Genomic DNA, 14,160 nt, shown 5'->3' with positions numbered 1-14,160 from the left:
CTTACTTCAAAGTCACTAATACTTGGTCATATTCAACATTTGTACCATGTTCTACAGCAATATTAGCCACTTCTCCAGCAATATCACTCGTCACTTCATTCATTACTTTCATTGCCTCAATAAAACCTATAACGTCACCTTTTTCAATTTTGTCTCCAACTTTAATTTGTGGTTCAGTTAATTCTTTACTATCTTGTAAAAAGAACGTGCCAACCATAGGTGATTTAATAGCATTCTCTTCATTTTGAGTATCAGTACTTTGAGAATCTTGTTGAGCATTATTATTTGAAGTACTGCTTGGACCTTGTGAAACGGAAGGCGCTTGTGAAATAACTTGACCTTCTGTGAAATCTAACTCTATTTCATTCTCAAAATCTTTATATTTAAATTTTTTAACATCATTTGCTTTTACTAATTTAATAATCTCTTCTATTTTTTTGGTATTCATTTGTTAAAATTCTCCTTTCATCAGATTCGCTAATTTTCTAGATGTTCTTCTCATACTTTTCATGTCATATAGCGGCTGACTTTTTATTTTTTTTAATTCTTCTTGGAATTGTTTATTAAATTGCTTTGATTCATTTATAGCATCTTCTACAGATATCCACTTAAATCGAATAGATTCTCCTGGTTGAAATTGGACTAATTGACTTAATCCTAATTGTGTAACCGTAGCAATTTTTGTATAACCACCAACAGTCTGTTTATCATTTAGTAAAATGATAGGGTTACCATCATTCGGTACTTGAATACTACCTAATGCTACAGGCTCTGAAATGATATCTGCACTTTCTTCAGGTGCAATATTTTCTCCTTTAAGACGGAAACCCATACGATCAGACATCTCTGAAATAACATATTCATTATCTGTTAACTTTGCTTTAGCATCTTGAGAGAATGATTCAATCTGTGGTCCTTCAATGATGTGTATCACATTATCTTTATTGGCAAGATTAATTTGTGATGCACGCCCAATGTTATTCTTATACGAAGGGTCATCATTTGTTTGAATAATATCATCTTTCTTCAATGATCGACCTTTATAACCACCCATATTACTTCTTGTGTGTGTTGAATAACTGTCTGCAATGATTGGTATATCTAAAGGTTGTCCAAAGGTAATATACCCTCTAGCACCTTTTATGGCATTACCAATCTCTAATATATCACCTGGCTTCACACCGTATATAATTTGAGATTCAATAGCTTCACCATTGAGTAACGCATTGAAACGACCACCTGCAATGGTAAATGAATTCTCTTTTAGAAACTGAATCGATGGGCCAATAATTGTAAATTCCAGTGCTGGGCCATCATTACCAATGAGATGAGATGCAATTTGATAATGATTTAGATCAAGTGCACCTGCCTCTGAAAACCCAACGTTCATATAACCTTTACGACCAATATCTTGAACCGTAGTAAATAAACCTGGTTTCAAAATTTTAATACTCATTTTCGTAAGTCACCCACTTATCTATGTCAAAATGTTCATTATTAATATCTGATACAATTTGGTCATATTCATCTTGTGTTATTGCCTTAAATTGCATGTAATCACCAGCCTCATAAATCGTCATTGGATCTCTGTTTAAATCAAAAACTTTTAATGGTGTTCGTCCAATGATTTGCCAACCTCCAGGCGAATCTAATGGATATAAGCCTGTTTGATTATTAGCAATACCTACTGAGCCAGCGTCAATCTTAACTCTTGGTTCAGAACGACGTGGTGTATGAATGCGCTTATCTAATCCACCTAAATATGGGAAACCTGGCATAAAGCCTAGCATATAAATCAAATAAGCTTGTTGTGTGTGTATATCTATCACTTCGTCTTTTGACAAATTATTGTAAGACGCAACTTCATCTAAATCTGGACCAAAATCTCCACCATATACAACTGGTATGGTAATTATCTTACGTTGATTTTGATTATTAAGTTTTGTGTCTGAAATTTGACTGAGTTCTAAATTTTCAATTAATTCAGTGCCATCGATATTCATATTATCGAATGTGATTAGAATGGCTCTGTAAGACGGGACAATATCAATAATATCCTTGTGCTTTTGATTCTGAATATATTGTACTGTCTTATTAACTTTTTCATATGTATTTTCACTAATTTCATTTTCAAAATAAATCATTAGTGATTGTTCATTAATCAATCTTGTTTCCAACTTACCAATTCCTCCCCTTTTTATAGGACTTAGTTGTTGTACCATTCTATTGTATCATTTTCATTGTATATATGTTTAATAAGTAATTCGAATTATTGTTAATAACCAATTTGTCATGATACACAAAAATTTGCTCGTTTCAACAATAAAACAATTTATACAAAATTTTCTATATTCTATTTAATCATAATCAATTTCATTTGTCGCTATTTATTGTGTCATTTTCTATTGCTCATACTAAAATCGAAATATAGCTTAGGAATTCTTTCTATTAAAAAAACAGGCATTGTAAGATAACAATGCCTGCAATACTTATAATTATTTAATATCAACAATTTTAACGTTCATTTCGCCACCATTTGGTAATGGTACACGAACTTCATCATCTAATGATTTACCAATTAATGCTGATGCCATTGGAGATTCATTTGAAATTTTACCTTTGAAAGCGTCTGCTTCAGCAGAACCTACAATCTGATAACTTTCTTCTTCATCACCTGGTAACTCTACAAAAGTTACAGTTTTACCAATTTGAACTGTATTATTGTCGCCAGTATCTTCGATGATTAAAGCGTTTCTAATCATATGTTCAATACGTTGTATATCTTGCTCAATAAAACCTTGCTCATCTTTAGCTGCATCATATTCGGAGTTCTCAGATAAGTCACCAAATGAACGTGCAACCTTAATTTTTTCTACCACTTCTGGTCTTTTAACTGTTTTTAATTCTTCTAATTCTTGTTCTAACTTTTCGAATCCTTCTTGTGTCATTGGATACTGTTTTTGATTTTCCATTATGTCATCTTCCTTTACTTTTAATACTATTGTTTACTAACTAAAGATTGAATCTTTGTAGTCATGATATCAATGGCTACCTTGTTACTGCCACCTTCTGGAATAATGATGTCAGCATGTTTCTTAGTTGGTTCAATAAATTGTTCGTGCATAGGGCGCACCACATTTAAGTATTGATTGATAACTGAGTCCATAGATCGTCCACGTTCATGAGTGTCTCTTTTCAATCGACGTAATATTCTTAAATCTGCATCCGTATCGACATATATTTTAACATCCATCATATCACGTAACGTCTTGTTTTCTAAAGCGAAGATACCTTCTACGATGATAACATCTTTAGGTTCAAATGCAATTGTTCGTTCACTTCTAGTATGACTTGCATAATCATAAGTTGGTACTTCAACGGCTTTACCATTTCGTAAATCTTTTAGATTTTGAATTAACAAATCGTTATCAAATGCAAATGGATGATCATAATTTGTCTCCAAACGCTCTTCAAAAGTTAAATGTGATTGGTCTTTATAATAATAGTCTTGTGCTAATAATGCAATACTATGACCTTCAAGATTTTTCATAATTTCATTTGTGACAGTTGTTTTACCAGAACCAGAGCCTCCAGCAATACCTATAATCGTCGTTTGTGTCATTACCCGATTTCCTTTCTCATCATGTTGTTCGCAAAGATTGGACGATCGACTTTAATTTGTACAATTTGCAATGGATGACGTGCGGCATCAAGTTGATTACCTTCTTCATCATAAATTGTATCTACAATTTGTTTAAAGCTTTCTATTTCAGGTCCAAAGAATTCAATTTCTTGACCTGGCTTAAAATTATTTCTTTGTTGTATCGTAGCAATTTGTGTTTCTTCATCATAATCTAATACTAGACCACAAAAATCATATGGTGATTTTTTAGATTGTTGTTCTCCAAACATTTGCTCTTCATAACCTGGTGTACCTTCAAAAAAGGCAGGTGCTGTATCTCTATTTGCACATTTATCTAGTTCGATTAACCATTCTGGATTAATAGTGAAATGTTCTGGGTCTTCAGCATAAGCATCAATGACTTTACGATATACAGAAACAACTGTTGCAATATAATGAATTGATTTCATTCGACCTTCTATTTTTAATGAATCGATACCTAAGTCCATCATTTGTGGAATTGATTCGATTAATTTTAAATCTTTAGGACTCATGGCAAACGGAACTACTTCACCATCTTCATAAAATAAATCTAATTCACCATCTTCGTCTACTTGTAATAAATCATAATCCCAACGACAACTTTGGCAACATCCACCTCTATTAGAATCACGTGCAGTCATATGATTACTCAATGTACATCTTCCTGAGTACGCAATACACATAGCACCATGAATAAACGCTTCTATTTCAATATCTACTTTTTCTTTCATCTCTTTCATTTCCATTGCACCTGTTTCACGTGCTAAAACAACACGGTCAAGGCCTTCTTCTTTCCAAAACTCTACTGCTTTGTAGTTAGATAATGACTGTTGTGTAGATAAGTGAATTTCTAACTTAGGCGCTACTTTTTTACATGTTTCAATAATAAGTGGGTCGGCAACTATAATCCCTGTAGCACCTGTAGCTTCAAGGTTAATTAAATATTCATCTAAACCATCCATATTATCATCATGTGCGATAATATTGGTTGTAACATAGATCTTTGCACCATATCGATTTGAAAATTCTACACCTTCAGCTATTTCTTCCATAGTAAAATTATCAGCATTTGATCTTAAACCATATTCTTGGCCGCCTAAAAATACTGCATCTGCGCCATAATGTACTGCAATTTTTAATTTTTCTAAGTTACCAGCTGGAGCAAGTAATTCTGGCTTCTTCATTTTAGTTTTTGAAGCACCTTTTATGTCTTCTATTGTTTTCATGATTCAGCCTCCTAATATACCGTATGCTTAAATAAGAAACCTTCATCAAATGGACGATGTTCTGGTTGAATCTCTTCGATTGGGTCTACTAGCATAAATTTTTCATCTTCGTATGTTTCAGGGTCTTCATTATAAAGATCAATGGCTTCACGATATTGTTGTGTGACAATATTAATATATTCTTCTGTTTGTAAAATGCCATCTATTTTAAATGCATCAATGCCTGCTTCAAAAAATGGTTCTAATTCCTCAATTAGGCATATGTCATTTGGAGACATAATATGCGTACCATTGTAATCTTCAAATACTGGATATTTATTTTCACGTTCTTCATCATATAGTAATAAATCATTTTGATTATCACTACGTTGAATTTTCATTTGTCTATCTTGGAATGTGTAATAATTACCTAGTAACATTCTTTTAGATTGAAACATGCAAGACATACCGTGCACTTGAACTTCTATCTCAACGTCGGCATGCGATTTGATATTGATAATTTCTTCTAGACTTAATTCTCTTGCTAAAACTGCTCTAGATGCACCCTTTTTCCCCCAATAATTACATTGGAAATAGTTAGTCACTAATGTTTCAGCATCCCAATGTAATGGTATTGGATTTGTCTGTTGCTTAACATACATCACAACAGCTGGATCACCAAATATAATTCTATCTACCTGTATTTCATGTAAAAATTGAATATAATCTTCTAATGCTGCTAAATGATAATTATGGAATAAACCATTCACTGCAGCGTAGACTTTTTTGTGATTATTATGTGCTAACGTAACAGCTTTTGTCATATCTTCACGATTAAATTCTCCTGGAAGTCGTAAACCAAATTTTTGTTCACCAATAACAAATGCATCCGCACCTATGTCTATTAGTGTTTCCATATGTGTTAGTGACTTAGGAGTAACTAGTAATTCTGGCATAGTCATTCTCCTTTTATTGAAATTGCTAATCCATCATCCATATTTAAAAAGTTTGTCGTATATCCTTCTTGTTGCATTAACCATTCATTGAATTGTTGAACTTTTTTTACCATTTGGCGTACGTTTCTTGATCTAACAATATCTATATCTGAAACAAATCCATGATAAAGGACATTATCAGTAATAACAATGCCACCTTCTCTAAGTAGTGGTGTGTATAACTCAAAAAATTTCTTTGATTTTGCTTTTGCTGCATCAATGAATAGCATATCAAATGTTTGATCTTTAATTTTATCGAATTGCTCTAAAGCATCTCCCTCAAGTAGACGTATCTGATCAGAATAATGGTTATCTGAAATATTAGATTTAGCTTGACTAATCATTTCTGAGTTTCTTTCGATTGTAGTTACAAGAATATCATCAGATACCGAAGCGAATTGCATGGCACTATATCCAATTGCTGTACCAATTTCAAGAATACGAGTTGTATGGTTTATACGAATAATTTGTTTAATCATTTCTAGCGTATTACGATCGACGATAGGCACTTGATGATTAACAGCATATTCTCTTAAGGCTTCTATATGATTGTCATTAGTTTTATGTAAATTGAGAATATATGAATGATTTGTATCCATTATAAAACGACTTCCTTTGTGTAAAATAACTATAAGTTTATTAGACAATAAAAATAAATCAGCCTATGTATTGATTTAATGTACAAATCAATGAATTTGACTGATTATAACAACGCACAAATATATAATCGCTGTATATTAAAACGATGGCTATAATATTTAACTCTAAATATTTTACCATAATTTCATTGGGATTATAAGTATAAATCTTAATGATACAACGCAAAGTTAAAATTTTACAATATAGCTATTCATGTTAAAAACGCCTTATGCTTTGACATATTGATGTCTTCACATAAGGCGTATGTTTTAATTTATTATTCTAATACTTATTCATCAATTTCAGTATTAACTACTTCTTCAATCATATCCCATTCTTCGTCTGTTTCGATAGGAACTAATTTACCACCGTCTCCTGATTCGTCAGGTTCATTAATCATTGGAACTAGTTCAATCATATCATCTTCATCAGTTTGTGCACCTTCTTCAGCTAACACAACATATTCTTTTTTAAATTCAGGGTGATAAAATTCAAGCATTTTACGATAAAGTACTTCATTACCTTCTTCATCATATAATGTTAAAAGTTCCTCTTCATTATTAATATTTAATTCTGTATCGTGATTATGTTCAGTCATTTTATTTCTCCTTTATGAAATAGAATCCAAATAGCCTTGTAATATAAATACTGCAGCCATCTTATCTATTACTTTTTTTCTTTTTTGTCTTGAAACATCTGCTTCAAGTAATGACTTTTCAGCAGCCATTGTGCTTAATCGCTCGTCCCACATAATAATTTCAATAGATGGTAACGCTTCTTGTAGTTTCTCTTTGTATTGTAACGAAGCTTCTCCACGAAATCCAATAGAATTGTTCATGTTTTTAGGTAATCCAATAACTACTGTACCAACACCATGTTGCTTAATGATTTCTGCGAGTTGCTCGATACCTAATTCATTATTATTTTCATCGATACGGAGTGTGTCTAAACCTTGAGCAGTCCAACCCATTAAATCACTAATCGCTATACCTACAGTTTTACTACCAACGTCTAATCCGAGTATTTTATGTTTTAACATATATGGTTATTCTTTAGACTCAGATAAATAATTTGAAACAAGTTCTTCCATAATCACATCTCTGTCAATGTGACGTATTTGATTTCTAGCTTCATTTTGACGTGGAATATAGGCCGGATCACCAGATAGTAGATATCCTACGATTTGATTAACGGCATTATAGCCTCTTTCTTCTAAAGTTCGGTGGACATTTTCTAATACTGATTTGACATCTTCTTCTGGAATATCTTCATATTTGAATTTCATTGTTTTATCAAAGTTTTCCATCTCGTCACTCCTTCAATTCATAAATTGATTCTATTTTATTCTACACGAAGTTCTGATTAAATTATATATTTTTAATGTAATCTTTAATTAAGCGTAATGATTCTGTGATGTTCTCTGGTTGTGTACCGCCACCTTGTGCCATATCTGGACGGCCACCACCTTTACCACCTACAATTGGTGCCATATTTTTAATGATGTCACCAGCTTTGATTTTGTCTGTCTGATCTTTAGGTACTGTCGCGATGATAGATACTTTGTCATCTACATTACTTGCAAGAATAATCACTGTATCTTGTAATTTTGACTTAAAGTCATCCATTGTTGAGCGAATCGCTTTAGCGTTTGGCACATCTACTTCTGTTGCTAGTACTTTTAAACCATTAATTGTTTCAACTTGGTCTTCGATATTGCCCATTTTAAGTGATGTGATTTCTTTATCTCTTTGCTCGAGTTGTTTGATTAAAGATTTTTCTTCATCTTGAATTTGTGTAATTTTATCTACAACTTGATCGTCAGTTTTGACTTTTACTAAGTCTTTAACTAAATTAAATTGTTCTTGAATATGTTCTAAATACAAGAATGCAGCTTTACCAGTTAAGGCTTCAATACGTCTCACTCCAGCACCAGTACCAGATTCACTTACTATTTTGAATAACCCGATTTCTGCTGTGTTCTCTACGTGAATACCACCACATAATTCAATAGAAAATGGAGCCATATTGACTACTCTTACAACATCGCCGTATTTTTCGCCGAATAAAGCCATTGCACCCATTGCTTTTGCTTCATCAATATTCATTTCTTGAATTCGAACATCAATACCTCTCCAAATCTCTTCATTAACACGTCTTTCAACTTGATTGATTTCATCTTGAGTCATTTGTCCAAAGTGTGAGAAGTCAAATCTCAAACGATTAGGTTCAACTAATGAACCAGCTTGATTAACATGCTCGCCTAGAACTTCTTTTAATGCTGCATGTAATAAGTGTGTTGCACTATGATTTTTTTGGATAGAACGACGTTCGTCTTTATTGACACTGGCATCTACTTCGGATCCTTTATTTACTTGACCAAATTGTACTGTACCTTTGTGTAGATTTTGTCCATTTGGCGCTTTAGTTACCTCAGTTACAGCAATTTCAAAATGGTCATTGCTAACTATACCTTTATCAGCAACTTGTCCACCACTTACTGCGTAAAACGGTGTATCTTTAAGCATAAAGTAAATCGTTTCTCCAGCATCTGCTTTATCAACTTCTTCACCATTTTGAATTAAATGAATCAATTCTGTTTGATAGTCAGTTGTATCATAACCAACAAAATGACTTTCTGTAGTAATGTTCTTTAATACTTCACTTTGAACTTGCATTGATTGTGAGTTTTGACGTGCTTGGCGCGCTCTGTCACGTTGTTGTTGCATCTCTGTTTCAAAGGTTGTCATATCAACTGTTAATCCTTCTTGAGTTGCTAATTCTTCAGTAAGTTCGATTGGGAAACCATACGTATCATAAAGTTTAAACGCATCTTTACCATTGATTTCTTGATTTCCTTCTTTAGCTTGACTAATGAAGCCATTTAAAATTGATAAGCCTTCTTCAAGAGTTTCATGGAATCTTTCTTCTTCGGACTTGATTACACGTTTAATGAAATCGCTTTTCTCTTTCACGTTTGGATAATATGGTTCCATAATTTCTGCAACAATATCAACTAATTTATACATAAATGGTTCATTGATACCTAATGATTGACTGAAACGAACTGCTCTTCTTAATAAACGACGTAATACATATCCGCGTCCTTCATTAGCAGGTAAAGCACCATCAGCAATCGCAAATGAAATCGTTCTAATGTGATCGGCGATAACTTTAAATGCTACATCTTGATCATTATTTTGTAAGTAATTTTTACCAGAAACTTGTTCAACTTCATTGATAATTGGCATAAATAAATCTGTTTCATAGTTAGTACGTACATTTTGCGAGATAGACGTCATACGTTCTAATCCCATGCCAGTATCAATGTTTTTATTAGGCAATGGTGTATATGAGTGGTCTTTATTATGATTAAATTCACTGAACACTAGATTCCAAACTTCTAAATAGCGTTCATTCTCGCCACCAGGATACATCTCTTCTTCTGGATCATCTTTGCCGAAGTCTTCACCACGATCATAGAATATTTCTGTATTTGGTCCTGAAGGTCCTTCACCGATATCCCAGAAATTTCCTTCTATTCTAATAATGCGACTTTCTTCTAAGCCGATTTTTTCATTCCAAATTTTATATGCTTCTATATCTTCTGGGTGAATCGTCACATATAATTTTTCTGGTTCCATTCCCATCCACTTGTCACTTGTTAAGAATTCCCATGCAAATTCAATGGCTTCATTTTTAAAATAGTCACCAATAGAGAAATTACCTAACATTTCAAAGAAAGTATGGTGTCTAGCGGTAAAACCAACATTTTCAATATCATTTGTACGAATCGCTTTTTGTGAGTTAACAATTCTTGGTTTTTTAGGTGTTTCTCTACCATCAAAATATTTTTTTAACGTTGCGACACCTGAGTTAATCCATAACAAACTATCATCATCGATAGGTACTAATGGTGCTGATGGTTCAACCATATGTCCTTTTTCAACGAAGAAGTCTAAATACTTTTGTCTGATTTCACTTGCTTTTAAATTTTTCATCCACTTACACTCCCTGAATTTCATTTATGAGCTAATAGCAAATAATGTATAACTGTTTTTATTGTTTAAAAGTAAACAAAAAACGCTCATCCTCAAAAAGGGACGAACGTTGTCGCGGTACCACCCTAGTTATAAGATGTTGGGTTAGAATCAACACTGCATTTATAGAAAATAGCAATTTGATAATTCAAAACCAGAATTATATGATGCTAACCGTTTCTTATCACTTTAGTCTCATGATTAAATTGACACAAAGTAGCGTTCAACAATTTTAATTGTACTTTTCACCAACCAGTACATCTCTTAAAATTAAAAATGTCTACTCATCTTTATGCGAACTTAACTTTATTTTAATTTTATTGGTTTTAATTGTCAACGATTAGCAAAGTCATATGGTGATATTTCTCCCATATTTATCATAGGGTCAATTTGATAGATTGTTTCTTCAGATAATTCAATAGTCATTGATGCATTAGACGTATTTGAATCATTATCAATATTTATCTTATCTTCAAAGTGTACAACTTGAGTATCTTGATGTTGGTCTTGAAGTTCTGCATTCTCATTGTCTTCAATTTTACTTTCTTTAAAGTATTGGCTAAATAAATCATACAGTTGTGTTAACCTCTTTTGTCCATTGGTATTCAATCCGATATCAAATGCCTGTGGATCACCTAATAATACTAATGATTGCTTCGCACGTGTTAATCCTGTATATAAAATAGGACGCTGTAACATTCTAAAATATTGTTTAACTATAGGCATAATCACAATCGGAAACTCTGAACCTTGTGATTTATGGATAGAAGTACAATATGCATGTGTTAATTCGAGTAAATCTTGACGTGTAAATGTGATTTCATTACCTTCGAAATCCACTACTAAGACATCTTTATTTAAAGCATTTTCTTTAGCCCAAAATATACCGACAATCACACCAATATCTCCGTTAAATATATTATCATTCGGACGGTTAACTAACTGTAATACTTTATCGCCTTTTCTAAATACAACATCTCCAAACTCAATTTCTCTAGTATCTTTTTCTTTTGGATTTAAGATGGTTTGTAATATTTGGTTTAATCGTTTAATACCTGCATTCCCTTTATACATTGGGGCTAGCACTTGGATATCGCTCATATCATATCCTTTATTAACAGCACTATTTACTACTTTCTCAACAACAATAGGAATTTGATCTGTACCGCAATTAATAAAACTTCGATCATGAAATCGTTGTGTTATATCAATAGGTTGACCAAGTTTCATTCGATGGGCTAATTCAATAATACTAGAGCCATCTTGTTGTCGATAAACTTCTGTTAAATTTACTCTTGGAATCGTTTTAGAATCAATTAAATCTTTGAACACCTGACCAGGACCAACTGAAGGCAATTGGTCTTCATCACCCACTAGAATAATTTGAGCATCCAATGGCACGGCACTTAAAAATTGGTGAAATAGCCAAGTATCTACCATGGACATCTCATCAATGATGATGAGACATGCATTAATTTCATTGTCCAATATATCTTCTGGTTGTGTGTCTTGATTCCAACCAATCAGACGATGTATCGTCATGGCCTCTAATCCAGTTGACTCTTGTAATCGTTTTGATGCACGACCTGTTGGTGCTGCTAATACAACAGGATAATCATCTTCTTGATAATCATCATAATCTAAGGAAATACCATGAACTTCTGCATATAATTCAACAATGCCTTTAATCACAGTGGTTTTACCTGTACCAGGACCACCAGTCAATAGCATTACTTTAGAATTAATCGCTGTTTGTAAGGCTTCTTTTTGAGATTCTGCATAACTTACTTCATTATTTGTTTCTATTTCGCCAATATGAATTTGTAAATCAGATTGTTCTATATCTTTCAATTTGTTTGTATGCGTTTTGATGCGATACAAATTTTGAACACTTTTCAATTCTGAATAATATAAACTTGGTATCGAAACTTTTTCATTAGCAACTATGATTCTTTTTTCTTCATTTAATTCTTGCAACATTGTTTGAAGTTGTTCATGTTTAATTTGATTATCATCATGGTTACTATTTTGAGTTAATACGTTGTAAGTTGCTTCAATAATTTGATCATGTGGAATATATGTATGACCTTGTTTAATGCATTCTTCTTCTAATGTAAAAAGCAAACCTGCTTTAATTCGCTCAGGTGCATCAAATTGGATACCAATTTTTTGTGCTAGATGGTCTGCTTTATTAAAACCGATCCCTTTGATGTCATATACAAGCTGATATGGATTTTTATCGAGAACATCTAACGTTTCTGCACCGTAATATTGATAAATTGAACTTGCCAATTTAGGACCAAAGCCTAAATCATGTAGTCGTATCATCACTTTCTCAGATTCTTGATTAGATGCGATTTGTTCAGCGATTTGCTTTTGTTTCTTTTTAGGTAAACTTGGTACTTTTTCAAGTACACTCGCGTCATTTAATATATCATTTATTGCATTTTCTCCTAAAGTATTCACTATATTTTGCGCAGTTTTTTTACCAATTCCTTTAAATAAGTCGCTGGATAAATAACTGATGATTGCATCCTTAGTTTGTGGTAATTCCTTTTCAAATGTTTCTGCCTTTAATTGTTTTCCATAACGTGGATGTTCTACTGTTTGACCCTTAAATGTATAAACGTCCCCTTCAACTACATTTGGAAGAAACCCTACAACTGTTGGCATCGTATCAAATGATTCATTTGTCTCAATCGTATCCACTTTTAAAACAGTATAAAAATTATCACTATTTTGAAATAAAATAGCTTCGACAGTGCCTTTAATCATTGAATAATCAAATAGTGTAGGGTCAGTCATAGTATTACTCCTCTTCTTTAATTGCTGTAAACGTTTTTAATGCGTGTTGACTCAATAAATGACCTGAATCAATTTCAATTGCTTGGTTGAAATATTCGATTGCTTCATCTACGTCTTCATTTTTCATATATGTAGCAAGTCCTAAGTTATATATTGCGTCAACATGGTTTGAATCGATAGATAGTACTATTTTTAATTGTTTAATAGCTTGATCAAACATTTCTAATTGACATAATACTAATCCGTATTGAAACTGAACTTCTGTATCCTGATTTTGATCTTTTTCTGAAGCGGTCATTAAAAATGGTAACGCTTCTTTATGGGCATTTAATTGATTGAAAGACATACCTATCATGTAATTGCAATCAACTGGTTCTATATTGTATTTCATAGCTTGTTGATATAATTTAATCGCTTCTTTAAATCTATCTTGATTATAATAGACATTTCCTAAATTATAATAAATGGCCCCATTTTCCGGATCGATTGTAATAGCTTTTTGAAAAAAACGTTCAGATTTTTCTATTTCACCTGCATCAGCTAATACAATTCCAGCATTGATATAATTTTCTGTAATTGTTGGATCTTCTTCAATATTATCAAATAAAGCCTTCAACGCTTCTTCTAATTGACCTTCTTTAATAAATTGGTATATGGTTTTTTGATCAATCATATTTTCTTAGACAACTCCTTATATCTTTGTTGAATCACTTTTGATTCTTTCTTATTTAAAACAGAGGATTATCGTTCAAAATTAGTTTAATTATATTTTATCATGATATGTATTAATTTTTAAAAGCAAACTAAGTAAAGTA

General features: G+C 32.4%; 14 protein-coding genes. All 14 read right to left on the bottom strand.

Annotation, left to right across the window (positions count from 1 at the left end):
• Position 1: 1 nt before the first annotated feature.
• Positions 2-448, bottom strand: coding sequence for an acetyl-CoA carboxylase biotin carboxyl carrier protein (locus JX000_RS05755; RefSeq protein ID WP_002451832.1), 447 nt, complete (start codon positions 446-448; stop codon positions 2-4).
• A gap of 3 nt (positions 449-451) precedes the next feature.
• Positions 452-1,456: a 5-oxoprolinase subunit C family protein gene (locus JX000_RS05750; RefSeq protein ID WP_049424295.1), complete on the bottom strand. Its 1,005-nt coding sequence runs from the start codon at positions 1,454-1,456 to the stop codon at positions 452-454.
• Positions 1,446-2,177, bottom strand: a complete 732-nt coding sequence (pxpB, locus tag JX000_RS05745) for a 5-oxoprolinase subunit PxpB (RefSeq protein WP_124224706.1) — start codon at positions 2,175-2,177, stop codon at positions 1,446-1,448. Before pxpB ends, JX000_RS05750 begins: the two co-directional genes overlap by 11 nt.
• A gap of 318 nt (positions 2,178-2,495) precedes the next feature.
• Positions 2,496-2,972, bottom strand: coding sequence for a transcription elongation factor GreA (gene greA / locus JX000_RS05740; protein WP_002451829.1), 477 nt, complete (start codon positions 2,970-2,972; stop codon positions 2,496-2,498).
• A gap of 26 nt (positions 2,973-2,998) precedes the next feature.
• Complete coding sequence (gene udk, locus JX000_RS05735; RefSeq protein ID WP_002451828.1) at positions 2,999-3,622, bottom strand: uridine kinase; 624 nt, start codon at positions 3,620-3,622, stop codon at positions 2,999-3,001.
• Complete coding sequence (locus JX000_RS05730) at positions 3,622-4,890, bottom strand: peptidase U32 family protein (protein WP_049424289.1); 1,269 nt, start codon at positions 4,888-4,890, stop codon at positions 3,622-3,624. The genes udk and JX000_RS05730 overlap by 1 nt, the downstream gene beginning before the upstream one ends.
• 11 nt (positions 4,891-4,901) lie before the next feature.
• Complete coding sequence (locus JX000_RS05725; RefSeq protein ID WP_065428320.1) at positions 4,902-5,825, bottom strand: peptidase U32 family protein; 924 nt, start codon at positions 5,823-5,825, stop codon at positions 4,902-4,904.
• Between the two features lie 2 nt (positions 5,826-5,827).
• A complete protein-coding gene (locus JX000_RS05720) occupies positions 5,828-6,466 on the bottom strand; it encodes an O-methyltransferase (RefSeq protein WP_481906496.1) in 639 nt (212 codons plus the stop codon).
• 326 nt (positions 6,467-6,792) lie between these two features.
• Complete coding sequence (locus JX000_RS05715; protein WP_002466733.1) at positions 6,793-7,101, bottom strand: DUF1292 domain-containing protein; 309 nt, start codon at positions 7,099-7,101, stop codon at positions 6,793-6,795.
• A gap of 12 nt (positions 7,102-7,113) precedes the next feature.
• The gene (ruvX, locus tag JX000_RS05710) at positions 7,114-7,542 is read right to left on the bottom strand and encodes a Holliday junction resolvase RuvX (protein WP_075778391.1); all 429 of its coding nucleotides are present in this window, start codon (positions 7,540-7,542) and stop codon (positions 7,114-7,116) included.
• A gap of 6 nt (positions 7,543-7,548) precedes the next feature.
• Positions 7,549-7,809, bottom strand: coding sequence for an IreB family regulatory phosphoprotein (locus JX000_RS05705; protein WP_002451822.1), 261 nt, complete (start codon positions 7,807-7,809; stop codon positions 7,549-7,551).
• A 61-nt stretch (positions 7,810-7,870) separates the two neighbouring features.
• Complete coding sequence (gene alaS / locus JX000_RS05700; RefSeq protein ID WP_206140989.1) at positions 7,871-10,501, bottom strand: alanine--tRNA ligase; 2,631 nt, start codon at positions 10,499-10,501, stop codon at positions 7,871-7,873.
• A 372-nt stretch (positions 10,502-10,873) separates the two neighbouring features.
• On the bottom strand, positions 10,874-13,345 hold the full coding sequence (recD2, locus tag JX000_RS05695; protein WP_206140988.1) for an SF1B family DNA helicase RecD2: 2,472 nt from the start codon (positions 13,343-13,345) through the stop codon (positions 10,874-10,876).
• Between the two features lie 4 nt (positions 13,346-13,349).
• On the bottom strand, positions 13,350-14,018 hold the full coding sequence (locus JX000_RS05690) for a tetratricopeptide repeat protein (RefSeq protein ID WP_124227798.1): 669 nt from the start codon (positions 14,016-14,018) through the stop codon (positions 13,350-13,352).
• Positions 14,019-14,160 lie beyond the last annotated feature (142 nt).

Source organism: Staphylococcus sp. SB1-57 (assembly GCF_017086425.1).
GTDB lineage: Bacteria > Bacillota > Bacilli > Staphylococcales > Staphylococcaceae > Staphylococcus > Staphylococcus warneri_A.
Note: the sequence above shows the minus strand (reverse complement) of the source record. Positions and strands in the feature narration are given on the sequence as shown.

Excerpts from the sequence above, each read along its gene's own strand:
- recD2 (WP_206140988.1), bottom strand. The coding sequence starts at position 13,345 with ATGACTGACCCTACACTATTTGATTATTCAATGATTAAAGGCACTGTC.
- udk (WP_002451828.1), bottom strand. The coding sequence starts at position 3,622 with ATGACACAAACGACGATTATAGGTATTGCTGGAGGCTCTGGTTCTGGT.
- JX000_RS05730 (WP_049424289.1), bottom strand. The coding sequence starts at position 4,890 with ATGAAAACAATAGAAGACATAAAAGGTGCTTCAAAAACTAAAATGAAG.
- greA (WP_002451829.1), bottom strand. The coding sequence starts at position 2,972 with ATGGAAAATCAAAAACAGTATCCAATGACACAAGAAGGATTCGAAAAG.
- ruvX (WP_075778391.1), bottom strand. The coding sequence starts at position 7,542 with ATGTTAAAACATAAAATACTCGGATTAGACGTTGGTAGTAAAACTGTA.
- JX000_RS05725 (WP_065428320.1), bottom strand. The coding sequence starts at position 5,825 with ATGCCAGAATTACTAGTTACTCCTAAGTCACTAACACATATGGAAACA.
- alaS (WP_206140989.1), bottom strand. The coding sequence starts at position 10,501 with ATGAAAAATTTAAAAGCAAGTGAAATCAGACAAAAGTATTTAGACTTC.
- JX000_RS05690 (WP_124227798.1), bottom strand. The coding sequence starts at position 14,018 with ATGATTGATCAAAAAACCATATACCAATTTATTAAAGAAGGTCAATTA.
- JX000_RS05705 (WP_002451822.1), bottom strand. The coding sequence starts at position 7,809 with ATGGAAAACTTTGATAAAACAATGAAATTCAAATATGAAGATATTCCA.
- JX000_RS05715 (WP_002466733.1), bottom strand. The coding sequence starts at position 7,101 with ATGACTGAACATAATCACGATACAGAATTAAATATTAATAATGAAGAG.
- JX000_RS05750 (WP_049424295.1), bottom strand. The coding sequence starts at position 1,456 with ATGAGTATTAAAATTTTGAAACCAGGTTTATTTACTACGGTTCAAGAT.
- JX000_RS05755 (WP_002451832.1), bottom strand. The coding sequence starts at position 448 with ATGAATACCAAAAAAATAGAAGAGATTATTAAATTAGTAAAAGCAAAT.